General features: G+C 71.6%; 18 protein-coding genes. 5 read left to right on the forward strand and 13 right to left on the reverse strand.

All coding sequences use genetic code 11. The annotated features are described in order from the left end of the window. Positions 1-70: 70 nt before the first annotated feature. The 5 genes from cimA to ureA form a co-directional block, all read right to left on the reverse strand. Positions 71-1,702 carry a citramalate synthase gene (gene cimA / locus ABZ934_RS06060; RefSeq protein ID WP_361309020.1) on the reverse strand — a complete coding sequence of 544 codons (1,632 nt, stop codon included), beginning with the start codon at positions 1,700-1,702 and terminating at the stop codon, positions 71-73. A gap of 326 nt (positions 1,703-2,028) precedes the next feature. After that, entirely contained in the window at positions 2,029-2,646 is a 618-nt protein-coding gene (locus tag ABZ934_RS06065; RefSeq protein ID WP_361309022.1) for a TetR/AcrR family transcriptional regulator, read from the reverse strand. A gap of 33 nt (positions 2,647-2,679) precedes the next feature. Continuing rightward, positions 2,680-3,714 carry an agmatine deiminase family protein gene (locus ABZ934_RS06070; protein WP_361309024.1) on the reverse strand — a complete coding sequence of 345 codons (1,035 nt, stop codon included), beginning with the start codon at positions 3,712-3,714 and terminating at the stop codon, positions 2,680-2,682. A 24-nt stretch (positions 3,715-3,738) separates the two neighbouring features. Beyond that, positions 3,739-5,475, reverse strand: coding sequence for an urease subunit alpha (locus ABZ934_RS06075; RefSeq protein WP_361309026.1), 1,737 nt, complete (start codon positions 5,473-5,475; stop codon positions 3,739-3,741). Continuing rightward, positions 5,472-6,215 carry an urease subunit gamma gene (gene ureA, locus ABZ934_RS06080; protein ID WP_361309028.1) on the reverse strand — a complete coding sequence of 248 codons (744 nt, stop codon included), beginning with the start codon at positions 6,213-6,215 and terminating at the stop codon, positions 5,472-5,474. Before ureA ends, ABZ934_RS06075 begins: the two co-directional genes overlap by 4 nt. A 170-nt stretch (positions 6,216-6,385) precedes the next feature. Here ureA and ABZ934_RS06085 point away from each other — a divergent pair, with 170 nt between their 5' ends. Further along, positions 6,386-7,819 carry a cytosine permease gene (locus ABZ934_RS06085; protein ID WP_361309030.1) on the forward strand — a complete coding sequence of 478 codons (1,434 nt, stop codon included), beginning with the start codon at positions 6,386-6,388 and terminating at the stop codon, positions 7,817-7,819. Positions 7,820-7,905: 86 nt separating this feature from the next. Here ABZ934_RS06085 and ABZ934_RS06090 read toward each other — a convergent pair whose 3' ends face one another. The 4 genes from ABZ934_RS06090 to ABZ934_RS06105 form a co-directional block, all read right to left on the reverse strand. Next, entirely contained in the window at positions 7,906-8,991 is a 1,086-nt protein-coding gene (locus tag ABZ934_RS06090; protein ID WP_361309033.1) for a branched-chain amino acid aminotransferase, read from the reverse strand. Positions 8,992-9,221: 230 nt separating this feature from the next. Next, positions 9,222-10,262, reverse strand: coding sequence for a 3-isopropylmalate dehydrogenase (locus ABZ934_RS06095; RefSeq protein ID WP_361309035.1), 1,041 nt, complete (start codon positions 10,260-10,262; stop codon positions 9,222-9,224). A gap of 135 nt (positions 10,263-10,397) precedes the next feature. Next, positions 10,398-10,526, reverse strand: coding sequence for a hypothetical protein (locus tag ABZ934_RS06100; protein ID WP_361309037.1), 129 nt, complete (start codon positions 10,524-10,526; stop codon positions 10,398-10,400). Between the two features lie 272 nt (positions 10,527-10,798). Continuing rightward, entirely contained in the window at positions 10,799-11,677 is an 879-nt protein-coding gene (locus ABZ934_RS06105) for a LysR family transcriptional regulator (RefSeq protein WP_361309040.1), read from the reverse strand. Positions 11,678-11,778: 101 nt separating this feature from the next. Here ABZ934_RS06105 and ABZ934_RS06110 point away from each other — a divergent pair, with 101 nt between their 5' ends. Then, entirely contained in the window at positions 11,779-12,792 is a 1,014-nt protein-coding gene (locus ABZ934_RS06110; RefSeq protein WP_361309043.1) for an NADP-dependent oxidoreductase, read from the forward strand. Positions 12,793-12,911: 119 nt separating this feature from the next. Beyond that, positions 12,912-14,942 carry a phosphocholine-specific phospholipase C gene (locus ABZ934_RS06115; protein WP_361309045.1) on the forward strand — a complete coding sequence of 677 codons (2,031 nt, stop codon included), beginning with the start codon at positions 12,912-12,914 and terminating at the stop codon, positions 14,940-14,942. Between the two features lie 30 nt (positions 14,943-14,972). Here ABZ934_RS06115 and ABZ934_RS06120 read toward each other — a convergent pair whose 3' ends face one another. Next, entirely contained in the window at positions 14,973-15,353 is a 381-nt protein-coding gene (locus ABZ934_RS06120) for a hypothetical protein (RefSeq protein WP_361309048.1), read from the reverse strand. 199 nt (positions 15,354-15,552) lie between these two features. Between ABZ934_RS06120 and ABZ934_RS06125 the strand changes: the two genes are divergently transcribed. Beyond that, positions 15,553-15,789 (forward strand): zinc-binding dehydrogenase, encoded by a 237-nt coding sequence (locus tag ABZ934_RS06125; protein WP_361309050.1) that lies wholly within the window; start codon positions 15,553-15,555, stop codon positions 15,787-15,789. A gap of 116 nt (positions 15,790-15,905) precedes the next feature. Here the strand turns inward: ABZ934_RS06125 and pruA are convergent, their stop codons facing one another. Together pruA and ABZ934_RS06135 are read right to left on the reverse strand one after the other, a co-directional pair. After that, a complete protein-coding gene (gene pruA / locus ABZ934_RS06130) occupies positions 15,906-17,537 on the reverse strand; it encodes an L-glutamate gamma-semialdehyde dehydrogenase (RefSeq protein WP_361309052.1) in 1,632 nt (543 codons plus the stop codon). Between the two features lie 260 nt (positions 17,538-17,797). Beyond that, complete coding sequence (locus ABZ934_RS06135; RefSeq protein WP_361309054.1) at positions 17,798-18,778, reverse strand: proline dehydrogenase family protein; 981 nt, start codon at positions 18,776-18,778, stop codon at positions 17,798-17,800. Between the two features lie 199 nt (positions 18,779-18,977). Between ABZ934_RS06135 and ABZ934_RS06140 the strand changes: the two genes are divergently transcribed. Then, the gene (locus tag ABZ934_RS06140; protein ID WP_361310241.1) at positions 18,978-20,216 is read left to right on the forward strand and encodes a helix-turn-helix domain-containing protein; all 1,239 of its coding nucleotides are present in this window, start codon (positions 18,978-18,980) and stop codon (positions 20,214-20,216) included. Positions 20,217-20,228: 12 nt separating this feature from the next. Here ABZ934_RS06140 and ABZ934_RS06145 read toward each other — a convergent pair whose 3' ends face one another. Next, positions 20,229-21,395 (reverse strand): GDSL-type esterase/lipase family protein, encoded by a 1,167-nt coding sequence (locus tag ABZ934_RS06145; protein ID WP_361309056.1) that lies wholly within the window; start codon positions 21,393-21,395, stop codon positions 20,229-20,231. Positions 21,396-21,451: the final 56 nt, after the last annotated feature.

The following is a 21,451-nucleotide window of genomic DNA, read 5'->3' on the forward strand; positions in this document are numbered from 1 at the left end:
CGCTACCCGAACCGCCCCTCGCACGGGCGAACGGGACACCAGGCCTGTCCGGGCCCGCCGGGCGGCGCGCCTACTCGGCCGGTTCGACGCCCGCGCGCAGGAGACCGTAGGTGAAGGCGTCCTCCAGGGCCTGCCAGGAGGCCGCGATCACGTTCGGGGCGACGCCGACCGTGGACCATTCGCGGGCGCCGTCCGTCGTGGAGATCAACACCCGGGTCGTGGACTCCGTGCCGTGCTTGCCCTCCAGGATGCGGACCTTGTAGTCCACCAGCTCGAACTTGGCCAGCTGCGGGTAGAACCGCTCCAGCGCCACCCGCAGCGCGCGGTCGAGCGCGTTGACCGGGCCGTTGCCCTCGGCCGTCGCCACGATCCGCTCGCCCTTGGCCCACAGCTTGACCGTGGCCTCGTTGGCATGGGTGCCGTCGGGACGGTCCTCGACGATCGCCCGCCAGGACTCGACCCGGAAGTACTTGCGGGCCCGGCCCTCCGCCTCGGCGCGCAGCAGCAGCTCGAAGGAGGCGTCGGCGGCCTCGTACGTGTAGCCCTGGAGCTCGCGCTCCTTGACCCGCTCCACGACCCGGGAGATCAGCGCGCGGTCGCCGCCGAGGTCGACGCCGAGCTCCTTGCCCTTGAGCTCGATGGAGGCGCGGCCGGCCATGTCGGAGACCAGCATCCGCATGGTGTTGCCGACGCGCTCGGGGTCGATGTGCTGGTAGAGGTCGGGGTCGACCTTGATGGCGGAGGCGTGCAGGCCCGCCTTGTGCGCGAAGGCGGAGACGCCCACGTACGGCTGGTGCGTGGACGGCGTCAGGTTGACGACCTCGGCGATGGCGTGCGAGATCCGGGTCATCTCGGCGAGCGCGCCGTCGGGCAGCACCCGGCGCCCGTACTTGATCTCCAGCGCGGCGACGACGGGGAACAGGTTGGCGTTGCCGACGCGCTCGCCGTAACCGTTCGCGGTGCACTGGACGTGGGTGGCGCCCGCGTCGACGGCGGCCAGCGTGTTGGCCACGGCGCAGCCGGTGTCGTCCTGGGCGTGGATGCCGAGGCGGGCACCGGTGTCGGCGAGGACGGTGGCGACGGTGGCGGTGATCTGGGCGGGGAGCATGCCGCCGTTGGTGTCGCAGAGGATGACGACGTCCGCGCCGGCCTCGTACGCGGTCCGCACGACGGACTTCGCGTACTCGGGGTTGGCGCGGTAGCCGTCGAAGAAGTGCTCGCAGTCGACGAACACCCGGCGGCCTTCGGCGACCAGGTGGGAGACGGTGTCGCGGACCATCTCCAGGTTCTCGTCCAAGGTGGTGCGCAGCGCGAGTTCGACGTGCCGGTCGTGGGACTTCGCGACCAGGGTGATCACGGGCGCGCCGGACTCCAGCAGGGCGCGGACCTGGGGGTCCGTGGCGGCGGAGCCGCCGGCGCGGCGGGTGGCGCCGAAGGCGACCAGCTTCGCGTGCTTGAAGTCGATCTCGGCGCGGGCGCGGGCGAAGAACTCGGTGTCGCGGGGGTTGGCGCCGGGCCAGCCGCCCTCGATGAACCCCACCCCGAAGTCGTCCAGGTGCCGGGCGATCGTCAGCTTGTCCGCGACGGTGAGGTTGATGCCCTCACGCTGGGCACCGTCGCGCAAGGTGGTGTCGAAGACGTGGAAGCCGTCTGCGGGGCCCGTGCGCGGCCCGGTCGGCTCCGTAGCCTCTGTCGTCGTCATGCTGGTCTGACTCCTGTCGGATGAGTGGTTCCGGAGACCGGGGATCCACTGCCCCCATCATCGCGCGCTGCCGGGCCCCGGCAGGAATGGGCCGGGAAACGAAAAAACCTCTCGCGGGTGCGAGAGGTCTGCGCGCGGGTCTGGGGCACGGCGGCCGCGTTCCCGTGGTTGTTCCACGGCTCAGCGGCCACTGCGGACCGGCGCGCTGCTGTCGATAATCATGAGCTGAGCAGGCACGTCCGCAGTGTGCCACAGGGGTCCACGCGCGCGGACCGACGTCTCACGATGCGAGCGGTTCACGGTGCCGGCGGGCCCGGTCCGCGGGATCACGCCCGCGGCGCCGCCAGCGTCTCGTCCACGAATTCCCGCACGTGGTCGAGGATGTCGGCGCGCCCTATCCCGGGCAGGCCGACGGCGACCTGGATGCTGAACCCGTCGAGCAGGGCCCGCATCCGGGCCGCGAAGCGGTCGGCGTCCACCGGCCGGAACTCCCCGCGCGAGATGCCCTCGGCGAGCAGTGCCACCAGGTCGCGGTGCCAGGCGCCCTCGATGGCGGCCTGCCGCTCGCGTTCGCGCGGCCCGGCGTTCTGCGAACGGTTCCAGACCTCCAGCCACAGGGTCCAGTGCGGGTCCCGGGCGCCGTCGGGGACGTAGAGGTCCACGTAGGCGGCCAGCCGTTCGCGCGCCGTGCCGCTGCGGGCGAGCAGGGCCCGCCGCTCGGTGCCGAGCGCGGCCTCGCTCCATTCCAGTGTCCGCAGCAGCAGTTCGTCCTTGCTGCCGAAGTAGTAGAGGAGATGGCCGCTGCTCATGCCGACCTGGCGGCCCAGGCCGGCCATGGTCAGACCGTCCAGGCCGCGTTCGGCGATCGTGGCCATGGCGGCGACGAGTACGTCCTCGCGCGGTGGGGCGTTCTTCCGCGCCGGCCGCACTCCACCCGCCACCATGGGCCTCTCCTCACATCGGGTCCGTCCTGGGGATCAGACCTTCGGCTGCTGCTGGGTGATGCAGTGGATACCGCCACCCCCGGCGAAAATCGTACGTGCGTCAACGAGGGTCACGGTCCGCTCGGGGAACAGACCGCGGAAGATTTCCGCCGCCTCCTCGTCGCGCGGGTCGTCGAAGGAGCACAGGACGACGCCGTCGTTGCACAGGTAGTGGTTGATGTACGAGTAGTCGACCCACTCGCCGTCCTCCTCCAGCACCGTCGGCGCCGGGATCTCGACGACCTCCAGGAGCCGGCCGCGGGCGTCGGTGGAGGCGCGCAGGAGGGCCGCGATGGCCTTGCAGCGCTCGTGGTCCGGGTGGGCCGGGTCGGGCTGGTTGTGGACCATGACCACGCCGGGGCGTGCGAAGGCCGCGACGATGTCCACGTGGCCCTGGGTGCCGTAGGTGCCGTAGTCGCCGGCCAGCCCGTACGGCAGCCAGATCGCCTTGGTGGTGCCGAGGTGGGCGTGGATCTCCTCCTCGACCTGCCGGCGGGTCCAGTCGGGGTTGCGGCCCTCGCCGAGCTGCACGGTGTCGGTGAGGAGCACGGTGCCCTCGCCGTCGACGTGGATGGCGCCGCCCTCGTTGACCAGCGGGGTGCTGTACGTCCGGGTGCCGACCAGATCCGAGACGTGTCGGGCGATCTTCTCGTCGTGGTCCCAGCGGGCCCACTCCTGGGCGCCCCACCCGTTGAAGGTCCAGTCGACGGCGGCCAACTCGCCCGCGTCGTTGGTGACGAAGGTGGGCCCGATGTCGCGCATCCAGGCGTCGTCGAGCTCCCGCTCCACCAGATCGACGTCCCCGCCCACGATCGCGCGGGCGCTCTCCACGTCGCCGGGCGCGACGACGAGCGTCACGGGCTCGTAGGCGCGCACGGCGCGGGCGACGGCGCCCCACGCCTCGCGGGCCTCGGCGAGTTCCTGCTCGTTGGTGAAGGTGGGGTTGGGGCTGGGCCAGGCCATCCAGGTGCGCTCGTGCGGCGTCCACTCGGCAGGCATCCGGAATCCGTCGGCGGCGGGCTTGGTCATGGAGGGGTCCTTACGGGCTGTCTGTTACAGGAAGTACAGGCGGTTGAGGGAGACCGAATCGGCCGCTTCGGAGCGCAGCGGGTCACCGTCGAGGGTGACGAGACCGCTGCGCGCGTCCACATCGACCGCGCCCACCCGGGAGTTGAGGAGGAGGTCGGCGGGACCGATGCCGCGGGTGCCGCGTACGGCGACGCGGCGCCTGCGGGTGGGCATCTGGTCGGAGCCGAGCGTGGCGGCCGCGGCGGAGACGAACGCGACGGAGATGTCGGCGGCGGTGGCCCCGTAGGCGCCGAACTGCGGTCCGAGTACGAGCGGTTCGCAGGTGTCGGTGGCGGCGTTGGGGTCGCCGGTGACCCCGTACGCCGGGAAGCCGGACTTCAGGACGAGCTGGGGCTTGGCGCCGAAGAACTGCGGGCGCCACAGCACGATGTCGGCGAGCTTGCCGACCTCGATGGAGCCGATCTCGTGGGCCAGGCCGTGGGCGATGGCGGGGTTGATGGTCAGCTTGGCCATGTAGCGCAGGACGCGGGCGTTGTCGTCGCCGTGGCCGTCGCCGGCCAGCGGGCCCAGCTCGCCCTTCATCTTGGCGGCCATGGCGAAGGTGCGCCGGATGGTCTCGCCGGCGCGGCCCATGCCCTGCGCGTCGGAGGAGGTGATGCCGATGGCGCCCAGGTCGTGCAGGACGTCTTCGGCGCCCATCGTCCCGGCGCGGATGCGGTCGCGGGCCATCGCCGCGTCGCCCGGCAGGTCCGGCTTGAGGTCGTGGACGGAGACGATCATGCCGTAGTGCTCGGCGACCGCGTCCCGGCCGAAGGGCAGGGTCGGGTTGGTGGAGGAGCCGATGACGTTCGGCACGCCGGCCATCTTGAGCACGTTGGGGACGTGGCCGCCGCCGCAGCCCTCGATGTGGAAGGCGTGGATGGTGCGGCCGTCCAGGACGCGCAGGGTGTCCTCGACGGAGAGGCATTCGTTGAGGCCGTCGCTGTGCAGGGCGACCTGTACGTCGTGCTCCTCGGCCACCCGCAGGGCGGTGTCCAGGGCGCGGGTGTGCGCGCCCATGTCCTCGTGGACCTTGAACCCGCTCGCGCCGCCCTCGGCCAGGGCCTCCACCAGGGGCGCGGCGTCCGAGGAGGAGCCGCGGGCGAGGAAGCCGATGTTCACGGGCCAGGCGTCGAAGGCGTTGAAGGCGTGCTTCAGCGCCCAGGGGGAGTTGACGCCCACGCCCCAGACGGGGCCGAACTCCTGGCCGATGACGGTGGTGACACCGGCGGCGAGCGACGCCTCCATGATCCGCGGGGAGAGCAGGTGGACGTGGGTGTCCACGGCGCCGGCGGTGGCGATGAGTCCCTCACCGGAGACGATCGAGGTGCCGGTGCCGACGACGACGTCCACGCCGTCGAGGGTGTCGGGGTTGCCGGCCCGGCCGATCGCGTGGATGCGGCCCTCGCGGATGCCGATGGAGACCTTGCGGATGCCGAGGACGGCGTCGATGACCAGCACGTTGCTGATCACGACGTCACAGGTCTCGCGGACGGCGGCGGCCTTCAGGTGCAGGCCGTCGCGGGCGGTCTTGCCGAAGCCGGCCAGGAACTCGTCGCCCGGCTTCTGCGCGTCGTGCTCGACGCGGACGGTCAGGCCCGAGTCGCCGAGTCGGACCCGGTCGCCGGCGCGGGGGCCGAAGACGGAGGCGTACTCGTGCGGGTCGATGTGCCGGCTCGCGCCCGGCGCGCAGTGGTCGCTGTGCTTGGTCTGCTTGCTCACGCCTGGTCTCCGTCAGTGGCCTCGTGCGTGGGGGCGTCCGCGGTCCCGCCCTGGGGTCCGCCGGTGCCCAGGTAGCCGCACGCGGCGGCGCGGCGCAGGGCCTCCTCCTTGGCTCCGGGGGCGTCCAGCGGTCCGTCGACCAACCCGGCGAAGCCGATGGCCACCCGCTCGCCGCCGATCGGGACCAGTCCGACCTCGGCCTCGCCGTGCGGGTCGAACCGTACGGAGGAGCCCGCGAGCACGCACAGCCGCATGCCGTACGCGGCGGCGCGGTCGAAGTCCAGACGCGGGTTGGCCTCGAAGAAGTGGAAGTGGGAGGTGACACTCACCGGCACGGAGGCCGTGTTGCGCACCCGCAGGTGGACCACGGGCTCCGGCTGGGGCGCGCCCGGGCCGGGCACGACCGCGCCGGGCGCGTCGTCGCCCAGGCCCACGGCGCCGCGGATCGGCGCCGAGACCACGGCGAGGCGTGATCCGTCGTCGAAGACGGCCTCGACGTGCACCTCGGTGACCACGTCGGACACGCCGGGCAGTACGTCGTCCGGACCCAGCACGCTGCAGGCCTCCTCGATGGCCTCGGCGAGCCGCTTGCCGTCGCGGGCCGCCTCGCAGACCGTGTCCGCGATGAGCGCGGTGGCCTCCGGGACGTTGAGCCTCAGGCCCCGGGCCCGCCGGGCCCTGGCCAGTTCCGCCGCGCCGCGCAGCAGCAGGCGGTCGCGCTCCGTAGGGGTCAGCCGCACGCCGATCCACCACCTTTTGAGTCGATGGGTTAGAGCATCACTCTAACTCTTCGCTTCCCGGCAATGAAGCATTGACCTGGGACCAGCACTTAGGTCAGATTGAATGTCGCTCAAACACAGCGCAGGCACCACTGCGCACTCATCCCCCGCCCCTCCAAGGGAGCTGCCCCATGCCCATCGAACAGCGCGGAGTCGACACGATCCCCGAGGAGGAGCGGACGAGCGGTCCCCGTGACCTGATATCGATACTGCTCGGCTCCAATCTCTGCCTCGGCGTGATCGTGTTCGGCTGGCTGCCCCCGTCCTTCGGACTGGGTCTGTGGCCCTCGCTCACGGCCATCGTGACCGGCACCCTCGTCGGCATCGCCTTCACCGCGCCGCTGGCGCTGGTCTCCCTGCGGACGGCCACCAACCTCTCCACCTCCAGCGGCGCCCAGTTCGGCGTCCGCGGTCGGCTCGTCGGCTCCGTCGTGGGCCTGCTGCTCGCCCTCGGTTACACCGCCCTGACCCTGTGGATCGGCGGTGACGTGATGGTCGGCACCCTGGCGCGGCTGGTGGGGCTCCCCGACACCGGCCTCACCCACGCGGTCATGTACGGCGTACTGGCCGCCTTCACCGTCGTCGGAGCCGTCTTCGGCTACCGGCTGCTGCTGCGCATGAGCAAGGTGCTCTCCATCGGCATGGTGATCCTGCTGGCCATCGGCCTCTACGCCTACGCGCCCGACTTCACCACCGCGGCGCCGGCCGGGACCTCGTACCTGCTCGGCTCGTTCTGGCCGACCTGGCTGCTGGCCGCCGTCGCGGCCGGTCTGAGCGGTCCCGTCGCCTTCATCACCCTGCTCGGCGACTACACCCGCTACATCTCCCCGATCCGACACAGCTCCCGCAAGGTCTTCTGGGGCACCTGTCTGGGGCTCGCGATCGGCCTCCTGGTCCCGCAGCTCTTCGGTACGTACACCGCGCTCGCCGCCAAGGCCGGCGCCGACTACGCCGGGCCGCTCGTCGAGGCCGCGCCCTTCTGGTACCTGGTCCCGCTGCTCGCGGCCGCCGCCGCCGGTTCGGTGGGCAACGCCGGGCTGATGCTCTACTCCATGGGCCTGGACCTGGACGCGATCGTCCCCAAGGCCACCCGGACCAAGGCCACCGTGATCGCCGCCGCCGTCGCCACCGCGTTCGTCTTCTTCGGCTCGTTCGAGTGGGACGTCCAGTCCGCGATGACCTCGTTCGTCCTGCTGCTGACCGCGATCGGCACCCCGTGGGCCGTCATCACCCTGATCGGCTACGTCCGCTGCCGCGGGCAGTACGACGCCGACGCGCTCCAGGTCTTCAACCGCCGCTCGGTGGGCGGGATCTACTGGTACCGGGCGGGATGGAACGTCCAGGCCACCGCCGCCTGGGCGATCGGCGCGGGCGTCGGCCTGCTGGCCGTCACCACCCCCTTCTACGAGGGTCCGCTGCTGGCCCTGACCGGCGGGGTGGACTGCTCCTTCATCCTGTCCGGCCTGGCGGGCGGCCTCGCCTACACCGCCCTGACCACCCTGACCGGCCGCGGCGCCCCCCTCCCGGCCACCGACAACCCGGCCGAGGAACCCGTCGCGGCGTAGCGCCCCCGGCGCCGCACGCACGAAAGGCCCGCCCCCGATGGGGGCGGGCCTTTCGTGCGTACCCGGGAGTCGAACCTGGTAAAGGTCTAGCCGAGCGGGTGCATCCAGCCGTGGGTGTCGGCGGTGTGGCCGGTCTGGAGGTCCAGCAGCGCCTTGCGGAGCCTCATGGTGACCTCGCCCGGCTCGCCGGTGCCCTGCGTCCAATCGGCGCGCTGCGACTTGACCGAGCCGACCGGGGTGATCACGGCGGCGGTGCCGCAGGCGAACACCTCGGTCAGGGTGCCGTTCTCGTTGTCGCGCTTCCAGTCCTCGGTGCTGATGCGACCCTCCTCGGCGGTGTAGCCGAGGTCACGGGCGATGGTGAGGAGGGAGTCACGGGTGATGCCCGGGAGGAGCGAACCGGTGAGCTCGGGGGTGACGATGCGGTCGCCGTACACGAAGTACAGGTTCATGCCGCCCATCTCCTCGATCCAGCGGTGCTCGACGGCGTCGAGCCACACGACCTGGTCGCAGCCGTGCGAGGCCGCCTGGGCCTGGGCCACGAGGGAGGCCGCGTAGTTGCCGCCGGTCTTGGCCGCGCCCGTACCGCCCTTGACGGCGCGGACGTACTCCTCCGAGAGCCACACGGAGACGGGCTTGACGCCACCGGGGAAGTACGCGCCGGCCGGCGAGGCGATGACCATGAACAGGAACTCGTTGGCCGGACGGACACCGAGACCGACCTCCGACGCGAACATGAACGGACGCAGGTACAGCGACGCCTCGCCGGAGTCCGGCACCCAGGCGCGGTCCTGTGCGATCAGCGCGTCGCAGGCGGCGATGAACAGGTCGGCGGGGAGTTCGGGCATCGCCATGCGGCGCGCGGAGGTCTGGAAGCGCTCGGCGTTGGCCTCGGGGCGGAACGTGGCGACGGTGCCATCGGGCTGCCGGTACGCCTTGAGTCCCTCGAAGATGGTCTGCGCGTAGTGCAGGGTCATGTTCGCCGGGTCGATCGACAACGGCGCGTACGGGACCAGCTCGGCGTCGTGCCAGCCGCGACCCTCGGTCCACTTGATCGTCACCATGTGATCGGTGAAGTGGCGGCCGAACCCGGGGCTGGCCAGGATCGCCTCGCGCTCCGCGTCGGACAGGGGGTTCGAGGAGGGCTTCAGCTCGATGGTGGGCGTCGTCATGAGTGCTTGTCCTTCACCGGTTGTGTATGGCGGACCGCGCTCACGCCTACCAGGACGTCCAGCTTCCCCGTATTCCGCGGCCTCGCGTTCGATTATCGCGCGCGAGGTGGTCTCGAAGAAACGGGGTGATGCGGCCCAGGGGAGATGGTGGCACCCGGGGCCGCGCAGGAGAAGCCGCCGGGTGCGGTGTTCGCGACCCGGCGGCTTCCTGGGTGTGGAGCTCTGCCGGGTCAGCCGGCTACGCGCGCGGCGAGGGCTTCGCCGATCGCGTCGGTGGAGCGGAAGGTCCCGTCCCGCTCGGCGAGGTCGACGGAGACCGCTTCCTCGATGCGGACCGCCTGGGCCTCGTAGCCCAGGTGGCGCAGCAGGAGGGCGACCGAGAGGATCGTCGCGGTCGGGTCGGCCTTGCCGGTGCCGGCGATGTCCGGGGCCGAGCCGTGGACGGGCTCGAACATGGACGGGAAGGCGCCGGTCGGGTTGATGTTCCCGGAGGCGGCCAAGCCGATTCCGCCGGTCACGGCCGCGGCGAGGTCGGTGAGGATGTCACCGAAGAGGTTGTCCGTGACGATGACGTCGAAGCGCTCGGGCTGCGTGACGAAGAAGATCGTCGCGGCGTCGACGTGCAGGTAGTCGGTGGTGACCTCGGGGTACTCCCGGCCGACCGCGTCGAAGATGTTCTTCCACATGTGGCCGGCGTACACGAGGACGTTGTTCTTGTGGACCAGCGTCAGCTTCTTGCGGGGGCGGGCGTTGGCCCGCTCGTACGCGTCACGGACGACGCGCTCCACACCGTACGCGGTGTTGACGCTGACCTCGGTGGCCACCTCGGCCGGGGTCCCCGTGCGCAGGCTGCCGCCGTTGCCGGTGTACGGACCCTCGGTGCCCTCGCGGACCACCACGAAGTCGATCTCCGGACGGCCGGCCAGCGGCGTGGCCGTGTTGGGGAAGAGCTTCGAGGGGCGCAGGTTGATGAAGTGGTCGAAGGCGAAGCGGAGCTTCAGCAGCAGACCACGCTCCAGGACGCCCGAGGGGACGGAGGGGTCGCCGATGGCGCCCAGCAGGATCGCGTCGTGGTGCTTGAGGGATTCGAGCTCCGCGTCCGGGAGGGTCTCGCCGGTGCGGTGCCAGCGCTGGGCGCCGAGGTCGTATTCCTTGGTCTCCAGCTTCACATCCTGGGGCAGGACCGCGGTAAGGACCTTGAGGCCCTGAGCCACGACTTCCTGGCCGATGCCATCACCGGGGATCACTGCGAGATTGATGCTGGTCGACATGTCGGAACCGTACTCCCTGTCCCAACCCTCAGACATCTTCCGTCCACCATGTGGACGTGCGTGAACGGGGAACGTGCCGGTCCGCGTCCGGGTCGCGGCCCGGGCGGGGCTGGGACGGCAGGGCGTCCGGGTGGCTCAGTGGCCCGTCGAGCCGCCGTTGTCGCGGCGGTCCAGCGCCCGCTGGAGGGCGGCGGCCGCGTTCTTGCGGTCGGCGTCGGCGGTAGAGGAGTGGCGGACGCGGCGGGTCGCGGTGGTGGTGGTCATGGTGATCGACTCCTTGAGATCACGGCGTGGCGGGGCCACGGATGAGGGGTTCCTTCAAGGCGCCGGAAGAGGCGGGGAGCGGAGCGCCGCAGGGGTTGCCTGCCAAAGGGCGCGCGCTCTCGACCGCCATTCGCCGGATCGGCGAGACGTTCGGCTCCTACAAAGCTAGGGCAGGTCCCGCTGTCTGTCTCCGCAATTACTCGGACTTCCTAGTATCTGAGACGGGAATGACTCCAACGGAGCGCCCCCGCGACCCCGGGCCGGTTCCCTTTTCAGCCGACCTCCGAGCGAAGTTCCCTGATCAGAGCCCGTACGGCGAGAGTGGACGCCGATTCCGGTGTGGTGACGTATCCCACCTGCCTCACCGGCCTCCCGAGCCCCAGATCGGCGATCTCGACGGTTGCCCCCGCCTCCCGCAGGGACAGCTCGGGCAGGATCGCCATCCCCAGCCCCCGGCCGACCATGGTCAGCACCATGCCGTCGTCCTCCGCCTTGACGGTGGCCCGCGGGATCCAGTCCTGGGCGTCCCACCAGGCCCGGGTGTAAGAGCCGCAGTTCTCGTCCCAGTCCAGCAGGGGCAGCGCCCTGGGCTCCGGGTGTCCCACCGGGTGCACCAAGGCATACGCCTCCTCGGTGATGACCCCGCTCAGCAGGCCGGCCGGCAGCCCGGCCGAGCCGCCGAGGGTGGCGATGCCCAGGTCGGCCCGGCCGGCCAGGACCTCGCCGGCGGTCCCGGCGCCGAGTTCGCGCACCACCCGGACCTCGGGGAGCAGCCCCGGGTGGCGGGCGGTGAGCCGCTCCAGTGCGGGCGGCAGCAGGTGCAGGGCCGCGCTGCGGAACGCCGCGACGCGCAGCACGCCCTCCACCGCCTCGGCCGGGGACCGGCCCGCGGACCGGGCTTCGGCGCCCATGACTTCGTAGAGGCGCAGGATGCGGCGGGCCAGGGCGACGGCCCGCCCGCCCGCCGGGGTGGGCGTCGCCCCCGCGCGCCCGCGGTCGAAGAGCACCGCGCCGATCTTGGCCTCGCTGCCGCGCACCGCGTGCGAGACGGCCGACTGGCCGATGCCGAGCACGGCGCCCGCGGCGGAGAAGCCGCCGGTCTCGGCGACGGCGACCAGGATGCGCAGTTCCTGCGGAGCGAGCTCGGCCACGCGTGCTCTCACCTCGTTCTATGAGCGCGATTCATGGATGTGCGGCTTCCATGAGCCCAACCCCCTGACCGGGCCCGGGATTCCTTCCTACGGTCACTGCCATGACCACGCAGACCGGCTACGCCGTCCACCAGATCACCCGCCCCACCGGCTTCCCCACCGCCGCCGACTTCGCCCACGTGCGCACCCCGGTCCCCTCGCCCGCTCCCGGGACCGCCCTGGTCCACAACCTCCTGCTCTCCGTGGACCCGTACCACCGCGGGCTGATGGACGGCGGCGAGGGCGGCTTCGAACTGCACACCCCGCTGGAGGGGCGCGCGGTCGGCCGGGTGGTCGCCTCCCGTGACCCCGGCCTGGCCGAGGGCGACCTCGTCTTCCACCGGCAGGGTTGGCGCACCCACGCGCTGGTCACCTCGGGCGCGGACGGCACCCGCACGCTGCGGAACCACGAGGGCGTCCCCCTGGAGGCGTACCTCTCGATCCTCGGCGGCACCGGCCTGACCGCGTACGCCGCCCTCACCCGGACGGCGGCCCTGCGCGGGGGCGAGGACCTCTTCGTCTCCGCCGCCGCGGGCGGGGTGGGCACGGCGACGGGGCACATCGCCCGACTGCTCGGCGCCCGCCGGATCATCGGCAGCGCGGGCTCGGCAGCCAAGGTCGCCCACCTGACCGGCGAGCTGGGCTTCGACGCCGCCTTCGACTACCACGACGGCCCGGTCGGCGAGCAGCTGGCACAGGCCGCGCCGGGCGGTATCGACGTGTACGTGGACAACGTCGGCGGGGACCACTTGGAGGGCGCGATCGACGTGCTGCGCGAGTTCGGGCGGATCGCCTGGGTCGGCGCGATCTCGATGTACAACGGCGACCGCTCCCCCGCCGCGCCCCGCAATCTCTTCGAGGTCGTGCACAAGTCCCTGCGGCTGGAAGGGGTATTGGTTCGCCATCACACCAATCTGCAGGACGAGCTGGAGGAGTTCCTGGTCCCGCACCTGCGCGGTGGGAGGATCGGTACGGATACCACCGTTGTGCAGGGATTCGAGCACACGGTGGACGCCTTCCTGGGCATGCTCCGCGGGGACAATCTCGGCAAGATGCTCGTTCGTCTCGTCGGCTGATTCCGGCCACCCGGAAGTTCACCGACTTCTTACCGCACGCATGTAGACCTTTGACCCGGCGCCCGCCACTCTTTCGGTCAATGTGCCGAAGGGGCACTGGAGTTGGAGGCGAGTAGCCAGTGACACCGATCAGCCGCAGAGGTTTCGTGGGTATCGGCGCCGGGCTGGTGGCGGGGGCCGCCCTGCCCGCGGTCACACCGACGACGGCCGCCGCGGCCGCCGCGACCGGCACGATCACCGATGTGAAGCACGTGGTCGTCCTCATGCAGGAGAACCGCAGCTTCGACCACTACTTCGGCCGGCTGAAGGGTGTCCGCGGCTTCGGCGACCGCGCGGCGGGCAACATCCCGGGCGGCTGGGGCACCTTCAACCAGTACAACTGGGGCGGGCGCCAGTACCCCTGGAAGCTGAGCGCCACCCCGGCCGCCGGCGGCGTGGACGGCGAGACCCTCGCCCAGTGCGACGGCGACCTCCCCCACAGTTGGTCCTCGCAGCACGCCGCCTGGAACAAGGGCCGGATGGACAACTGGGTCACCGGCGTCGGCAACACCCGCACCCTCGGCTACCTCGACCGGGGCGACATCCCGTTCCACTACGGGCTCGCCGACAACTACACCATCTGCGACGCCTACTTCTGTTCCACCCTCAGCGCGACCGGTCCCAACCGCACCTTCCTGTGGAGCGGCAAGGTCGACGCGGGCAGCAAGGACGGCGGCGACGAGTCCGGCCTGACCTGGGAGACGTACGCCGAGGCCCTCCAGCGGGCCGGGATGAGCTGGAAGGTGTACCAGAACGCCCAGGACAACTACGGCGACAACGGCCTGGCCTACTTCAAGAAGTTCACGGACGCCACCCCCGGCAACCCGCTGTGGGACCGGGGCATGGGCTCGGTCCCCAAGGTCACCGGCTCCACCCCGGACGACATCGCCGCCGCCATCCGCGCCGATGTGATCGCCGGCACCCTCCCCCAGGTGTCCTGGGTCGTGGCGAGCGAGGCGTTCTCGGAACACCCCTACGCGCCTCCCGGTGACGGCGCGCACTTCGTCGACCTGGTCTACCGGGCGCTCGCCGCGAACCCGGAGGTCTTCGACTCCACGGTCCTCTTCCTCAACTACGACGAGAACGACGGCTTCTTCGACCACGTCGCGCCGCCGGTCGCACCGCCCGGCACCCCCGGGGAGTACATCGACGACACCCCGATCGGCCTCGGCTTCCGTGTGCCGATGATCGTGATGTCCCCGTGGACCCGGGGCGGCTGGGTCAGCTCCGAGGTCTTCGACCACACCTCCGTCCTGCGCTTCATGGAGACGTGGACCTCGGCCCTGGGCACCCCGGCGACCTGTCCCAACATCAGCGCGTGGCGCCGCAAGGTGACGGGTGACCTGACCGGCGTCTTCGACTTCGCGCACCCCGTCTACGGCGTCCCCGCCGGGCTGCCCCCGACCGCCAAGGTCATCGGGCAATCTACCTGTGGCCCGCTGCCCAACCCGGCGCCGCAGGACAACGCCCTCCCGGCGCAGGAGGCCGGGACCCGTCCGGCGCGCGCCCTCCCGTACCAGGTGAACGGAAACCTCGACCGCTTCGAGTTCGGGGCGGCGGGCAAGATCCTGGCCTGGTTCTCGATGACCAACCAGGGCGCGCAGGCCGAGCGGGCCGCGCACTTCTCGATCCACCCGCACCAGTACCGGGACACGGCGGCCTGGCAGTACACGGTCGACGCCGGCTCGACCGCGACGGACTACTTCAACATCGGGCTGGGCAGCGGCTCCGGCAAGTACGACATCTCCATGTACGGCCCCAACCGCTTCCTGCGGCGTTTCATCGGCGACGCGTCGAAGGCGGGGAAGTCGGTCGAGGTCGCGGCCCGCTACGCCGTGGAGCCGGGCACGGGGAAGACTGCGCTCTACTTCAAGATGGCCAACGCCTCGGCCGCGCCGGTCACCTTCACGATCCGCTCGAACGCCTACCGCACGGACGGCCCGTGGACGTACACCGTCCCGGCGAACTCCTCCCGCGAGGACTACTTCAACGCCGTCGCGTACAACAACGGCTGGTACGACTTCACGATCCTGGCGGACTGCGACGGCACCTGGTCGCGCCGCTACACGGGCCACATCGAAACGGGCGCGCCGAGCATCTCGGGCTCGTAGTGGCGTGACCGGAAAGGTCCACCGCACCGGCTACAGCACGTCCCCGTTCCGCCAGTCGAAGTCGAGCCGCCCGGCGGGGTCGAGCCGGATCCCGCCGGGTGGCGTCCACACGGGTGGAGCCCTCGTCCTCGGCGAGCCGCTCGGGTCCCCGGCGGGTCCCAGGACGCCGATCGGGCCGGGGTGCGGCCGCCGGCCCCGCTGGGCCACCCGGCGTTGCACGACGCTCCCGTGGGCGAGCAGCCCGCCGTCCTCGCGGACCGGCACGTGCAGCCCGCCCAGGGCGTGCTCGAAGCCCTCGTCGGCGAAGTCCCCGTCGAATGCGGCGTCGAGGAAGCGCGGAGCTCCCGCAGTTCCCCGCCGGTCAGATCGGCCGTGTGCGCGACGCGTACGGTCACCCGGCGACGGTGCCAAGGCGCCGGGGACGCCGGGAAAGGCCGGAAACGCGCGGAGGCCGCGGCACCGGTCGGGGCCGCCGCGCGACGGGTGATCGCCCGGCGGGCGCCGTGGGGGGGCCGGGCGGGCCGGCCACGGCTCCGGCTCCGGCTCCGGCTCCGGCTCCGGCTCCGGCTCCGGCTCCGGCTCCGGCTCCGGCTCCGGCTCCGGCGACACGGTGGAGGCGTACGAGCTGCCGGTGCGCGGCGCGTCGGTGATCGGCTTCCAGATGCGGATGCTCGCCTTCGGCAAGCCCGCGCGCTACGCCCGTCGGCTGCGCGAGGTGTGGGAGATGCGGGACGCCGGCGCCCTGCGCGTGTCCGTGTACGAGGAGATCCCGCCGACCGAGGCGGCCCGTGCGCACGCGCTGATCGAGGACCGGAGCAACCTCGGCAAGGCCGTCCTGGTGCTGTGACGCCCTGGTGACGTGAGATGGAGACCGCCCCCGCTCCGGGCTTGGGGGTACCGGAGCGGGGGCGGGGTTCAGCGGGGGCGGGCAGCCCTGTGAAGGGGGCGGCCCCGTGGAGCGGGTCAGCCCATGTGGGGGTACGTGTAGTCCGTCGGCGGGACCAGCGTCTCCTTGATGGAACGGGTCGAGGTCCAGCGCAGCAGGTTCGACGCCGCGCCCGCCTTGTCGTTCGTACCCGAGGCACGGCCGCCGCCGAAGGGCTGCTGGCCGACGACGGCGCCGGTCGACTTGTCGTTGATGTAGAAGTTGCCCGCCGCGAAGCGGAGCTTGTCCATCGCGTCGGCGACCGCGTAGCGGTCCTGGGCGATGACGGCGCCGGTCAGGGCGTACGCCGACACCGACTCCATCTGCTCCAGCATCGCGTCGAACCGCTCGTCCTCGTAGACGTGGACGGCCAGGATCGGGCCGAAGTACTCGGTCGTGAAGACCTCGTTCTCCGGGTCCGTGCACGCGATGACGGTCGGGCGGACGAAGTAGCCCTCCGAGTCGTCGTAGGTGCCGCCCGCGATGATCGTGCAGGTCGGGTCCGCCTTGGCGCGGTCGATCGCGGCCTTGTTCTTGAGATACGAACGCTCGTCGATGACGGCGCCGATGAAGTTGGTCAGGTCGCGGACGTCACCCATGGTGATGCCGTCGACCTCGGCCGCGAACGCCTCCTTGAAGCCGTCGTTCCAGATCGACGCCGGGATGTAGGCGCGGGAGGACGCAGAGCACTTCTGGCCCTGGAACTCGAAGGAGCCGCGGGTCAGGGCCGTCTTGAGGATGTCGCGGTCCGCGGACGGGTGCGCGACGACGAAGTCCTTGCCGCCGGTCTCGCCGACCAGGCGCGGGTAGGACCGGTACTTCTCGATGTTGTTGCCGACCGTCTTCCACAGGTACTGGAAGGTCTTGGTCGAGCCGGTGAAGTGGATGCCGGCCAGCTCGGGGTGGTTCAGGGCCACCTCGGAGACTGCGATGCCGTCACCCGTCACCAGGTTGATGACGCCCTTGGGCAGACCGGCCGCCTCCAGGAGCTCCATCAGCAGGACCGCGGAGTGCGTCTGCGTCGGGGACGGCTTCCACACGACCACGTTGCCCATCAGGGCCGGGGCGGTCGGCAGGTTGCCGGCGATGGCCGTGAAGTTGAAGGGGGTGATCGCGTAGACGAAGCCTTCGAGCGGCCGGTGGTCGCTGCGGTTCCACACGCCGGCGCTGTTCGCGCTCGGCTGCTCCGCGATGATCTGGCGGGCGAAGTGGACGTTGAAGCGCCAGAAGTCGACGAGCTCGCAGGGGGTGTCGATCTCGGCCTGCTGGGCGGTCTTCGACTGGCCGAGCATGGTGGACGCGGCCAGCTTCTCGCGCCAGGGGCCGGCCAGCAGGTCGGCGGCGCGCAGGATGATCGCGGCGCGGTCGTCGAAGGACATGGCGCGCCAGGCCGGGGCGGCGGCCAGGGCGGCGTCGACGGCTTCGCGGGCATCGTCCTCGGTGGCGTTGGCGTAGGTGCCGAGCACCGACTTGTGGTCGTGCGGCTGCACGACGTCGAAGCGCTCGCCGCCGCCCATCCGCTTGACGCCGTTGATCGTCATCGGGAGGTCGATCGGGTTCTCGGACAGCTGCTTGAGCTGGATTTCGAGACGTGCGCGCTCCGGGCTGCCGGGGGCGTACGAGTGGACCGGCTCGTTGACCGGCGCGGGGACCTGGGTCACAGCGTCCATGGGTCACCTCTTCCGAGTGAATATCTGAACTTCAGCTGAGAGGGACTGAAGTGGTGGCATAGCTTGAGCAACGGTCAGGGCTTGACCATCAGGAGTCCGCCGCAGCGGGTGATTGAGAAGCCCCTGCGGGGGCGGAGTCACGGGGCTGGTAACTCCTTCGGGAGCAAACAACCAGTCGTGGACCGGCTCAGCCGGCCGGTGAGTGGCCGTTGCCATCGTCCGGGGCGCACCCGGACGGCGGCAACCGCCACTCGCATTCATCAGTTCTTGGTGATCATCGAGCGCAGGAAGAAGAGGAGGTTGGCCGGCTTCTCCGCCAGGCGGCGCATGAAGTAGCCGTACCAGTCCGTCCCGTAGGCGGTGTAGACGCGCATCCGGTGACCCTCGGCGGCCAGCCGCAGGTGCTCTTCGCCGCGGATGCCGTACAGCATCTGGAACTCGTACTCGTCCAGTTTGCGCCCGGCCGCCCGCGCGAGCTCCTGTGCGATGGCGATCAGGCGCGGGTCGTGGGACCCGATCATCGGGTACCCCTCGCCCTCCATCAGGATCTTCATGATCCGGACGTACGCCTTGTCGATCTCGGCCTTGTCCTGGTACGCGACCTCGGCGGGCTCCTTGTAGGCGCCCTTCACGATCCGCACGCGGCTGCCGGCGGCGGCCAGCCGGCGGGCGTCGGCCTCGGTGCGGAAGAGGTACGCCTGGATGACGCAGCCGGTCTGCGGGAAGTCCCGGCGCAGCTCCTCGTGGATGGCGAACATCGAGTCGAGGGTGGTGTGGTCCTCGGCGTCCAGGGTGACGGTCGTGCCGATCGCGGCGGCGGCCTCGACGACGGGGCGGACGTTGGCGAGCGCCAGCTCGTGGCCGCCCGGGAATGTGGCGGTGAGCCCGGAGGGCTCTCCGTTGAGGGTGGTGGCGGGCGACGGGAGGGACTGGCCGAACATGGACAGCTTGACCGACATCTCGGCCTTGTCGCCCAGACCCAGGGCGGCGAGGCGCTCGATCAGCTCCAGGTAGGCGTCCCGCGCGGCGTGGGACTGCTCCACGGTGGTGATGTCCTCGCCGACGACGTCGAGGGTGACCTCGAGGCCCTTGCGCGTGAGCTCCCGGACGATCGGGATGACCTGGTCGACCGTCTCACCGGGGATGAACCGGTTCACCACGGGCTTGGTCACGGGAGCGGCAGAGACGATTCGGCGCATCTTGTCGCTGCGCGACGCGGCGAGGATCGCGGGACCCAGCACGGGGCACCTCCAACGGGTGGCAGAAGCGGACATACGATCCGTCGCCGGATGGGCGGAGGACGTAGGAAAAACGCAAGTAAAACCACCGTGAAACCTAAGGATCTCCACGATCCTCTGCCATCGACAGCTGTCACGCATCCGTGGCGGCTATCTCATACATATGTCTGACGACTGGGCGCGCGGGTGGGAGAATGTGCGGGTGAAGGGCGATTACCAGGATTTGGTGGACGAGATCTCGGCGTTGGTCGGCGCCCCGGCGACGCTGGAGAACCGGGACTTCCGCCTCGTCGCCTTCGGCGCGCACGACGGCGACGGTGAATCCGGCGAACTCACCGTGGACCCGGTACGGACCCGGTCGATCCTCACCCGGCAGTCGACGGCGGCGGTCCGCGCCTGGTTCGAGGCGTTCGGCATCGCCCGCGCCACCGGACCGGTACGCATTCCCGCGGCCCCGGACGCCGGGGTCCTCCGGGGCCGGATCTGTCTCCCCGTGCGCTACCGGGGCATCGTGCAGGGCTACGTGTGGCTGCTGGACCCGGAACCCGGGTCGGGCGCGGGACCCGGCCCGGCCGCGCTGGCCTCCGCCATGGAGGTCGCCGAACGGATCGGGGTCCTCCTCGCGCAGGAGGCCAGGGCGGGAGCGGACCTGTCGCGGGAGTTCCGCGCGGCACTCACCGCCGGTCGGGGTTGGGAGCGGGACATGGCGGAGTCCGCGCTGCGCACCGCCCTGGGCCCGGACGGCGACGGCCTGCACGCCGTGGTCTGCCTGACCCCGTGGGCCGGCGAGGCGCCGGGCTCGGTGCCGGGCGCGGCGGCGGTGTGCGTGGCGCCCTGCCCGGGGTCGCCCGGCGCCGGGCCCGGGCAGGGCCTGGCCCTGCTGGTCAGGCTCCGTTCGGCGGATGTCCTCACCCCGGCCGAGACGGTGGCGGCCCGACTCCTGCCCCGGGACGCCGCCCCGGTGACGGCCCGGCCGCCGGCCCCGCCCGTCGCCGCCACGGCCACGGTCCCCGCGCCTGCCGGCGGGAAGGTGACGGCCGGGATCGCCGAGCCGGGGCGCGGGCCGGCGGGGCTCGCCGACGCCTGGCAGCAGGCATGGGCGGCGGCCCGCGCGGCGACCGCCCGACCCGGGCTCGGCCCGGTGGCGCGGTGGTCGGCGATCGGCCCGTACCGGATGCTGGCCGCGCTGGCGACGGCCCCCCTCGACGACCCGGCGACCCGGACCCTGCTCGACCCGTCCCACCGGGAACTGGCCCGCACCGCCGAGATGTTCCTGGACTGCGCGGGCCAGGCGGGCCGGGCGGCGGCCGCCCTCGGCATCCACCGGCAGACCCTGTACTACCGGTTGGGCAGGGTGGAGCAGCTGACGGGGCTCGACCTGGACGAGGGCGAGGACCGGCTGCTGCTCCACATGGCCCTCAAGACGGCCCGCCTGGTCTGACGGCCCGCCCCGTCAGGCGCCCTTCGCCGCGAACGGCCCGCCCTCACCGAAGGTCCGCTCCGCGAACCTCTCCCCGATCCGGCGGTGACCGGCGGCGTCGGGGTGCAGCCCGTCCGGCAGCGGCGATCCGGCGAGGTCGGGCTCCCCATAGAGCTCGCGGCCGTCCAGGTAGTACAGGTGCGGGTCCTCGGCCGCGCGCGACGCGGTGATCCTTGCCAGCTCCTCCCTGATGACGGCCAACGTCAGCTTCCCGGCCGCCCGTTCCGCCGGGTCGCCCGTCGCGCGGAAGCGCAGCCTCCCGTCCTCGAACTCCGGCGCGAGGGGCCCGGGCGTGTCCTCCTGGATCGGGCACAGGATCGGGGAGACGACCAGCAACGGCGCGCTCGGATGCCCCTCGCGGAGGGTGTCGAGGAAGCCGTGGACCGCCGGGCCGAAGGCGCGCAGCCGCATCAGGTCCGTGTTGACCAGGTTGATGCCGATCTTGACGCTGATCAGGTCGGCGGGGACGTCACGCATGGCGCGGGCGGTGAAGGGGTCGAGCAGCGCGTTGCCACCGAACCCGAGGTTGATCAGCTCCACGCCGCCCGCGCGCGCCGCCACGGCCGGCCAGGTACCCGTGGGGCCGGAATCCCTCGAACCGTGGCTGATCGAACTGCCGTGGTGCAGCCACACCCGGCGGTCGCGGTCGGCCGCCGCCGTGACGGGGGCGTCGGTGCGCAGCGCCACCAGCTCGGTTACCTCGGCCTGCGGCAGCCAGATCTCGATGTCCTTCTCGCCGTCGGCCAGCCCGGCGAACCGGACGGTGGCGACCGGCCCGGGCTCGGTCACGGCGGCCCCGGTCGTCATGTCGACGGTGCGCACGTTGCCCCCGACGGCAACCGCCCGGGCCGTCACGAGGCCGTCGACGACCAGCTCGTAGAGGCCGTCCGGCGTTGTGGGGGCGTTCCGGTAGACCACCTTCGTGGGCAGGACGTCCAGTTCCACGGCGGTGGCCCGGGTGCGGAACGCGAGCCGGACGCCCGAGGGCTGGGACTCGACCATCGCGAGGTAGGGATCGGGGCATTGCCGTCGGGCCCGGGCGGGCAGCCGGTGCGGGAGCAAGCCGTGGGCGGTGCGCTCCAGTTCGAGTGTGCCGCGCAGGACGTGCGGTCCGACAGGGGTGGTGGTCCAGTCCGTCACATTGACCTCCTCGGGGGGTGCCCAGCGACGATAGACGCACGGCACGGCCCGGTGCC

Source organism: Streptomyces sp. NPDC046557 (assembly GCF_040645975.1).
In the GTDB taxonomy this organism is placed as follows: Bacteria; Actinomycetota; Actinomycetes; order Streptomycetales; family Streptomycetaceae; genus Streptomyces.

Excerpts from the sequence above, each read along its gene's own strand:
- cimA (WP_361309020.1), bottom strand. The coding sequence starts at position 1,702 with ATGACGACGACAGAGGCTACGGAGCCGACCGGGCCGCGCACGGGCCCC.
- ABZ934_RS06065 (WP_361309022.1), bottom strand. The coding sequence starts at position 2,646 with ATGGTGGCGGGTGGAGTGCGGCCGGCGCGGAAGAACGCCCCACCGCGC.
- ABZ934_RS06070 (WP_361309024.1), bottom strand. The coding sequence starts at position 3,714 with ATGACCAAGCCCGCCGCCGACGGATTCCGGATGCCTGCCGAGTGGACG.
- ABZ934_RS06085 (WP_361309030.1), top strand. The coding sequence starts at position 6,386 with ATGCCCATCGAACAGCGCGGAGTCGACACGATCCCCGAGGAGGAGCGG.
- ABZ934_RS06090 (WP_361309033.1), bottom strand. The coding sequence starts at position 8,991 with ATGACGACGCCCACCATCGAGCTGAAGCCCTCCTCGAACCCCCTGTCC.
- ABZ934_RS06095 (WP_361309035.1), bottom strand. The coding sequence starts at position 10,262 with ATGTCGACCAGCATCAATCTCGCAGTGATCCCCGGTGATGGCATCGGC.
- ABZ934_RS06100 (WP_361309037.1), bottom strand. The coding sequence starts at position 10,526 with ATGACCACCACCACCGCGACCCGCCGCGTCCGCCACTCCTCTACCGCC.
- ABZ934_RS06110 (WP_361309043.1), top strand. The coding sequence starts at position 11,779 with ATGACCACGCAGACCGGCTACGCCGTCCACCAGATCACCCGCCCCACC.
- pruA (WP_361309052.1), bottom strand. The coding sequence starts at position 17,537 with ATGGACGCTGTGACCCAGGTCCCCGCGCCGGTCAACGAGCCGGTCCAC.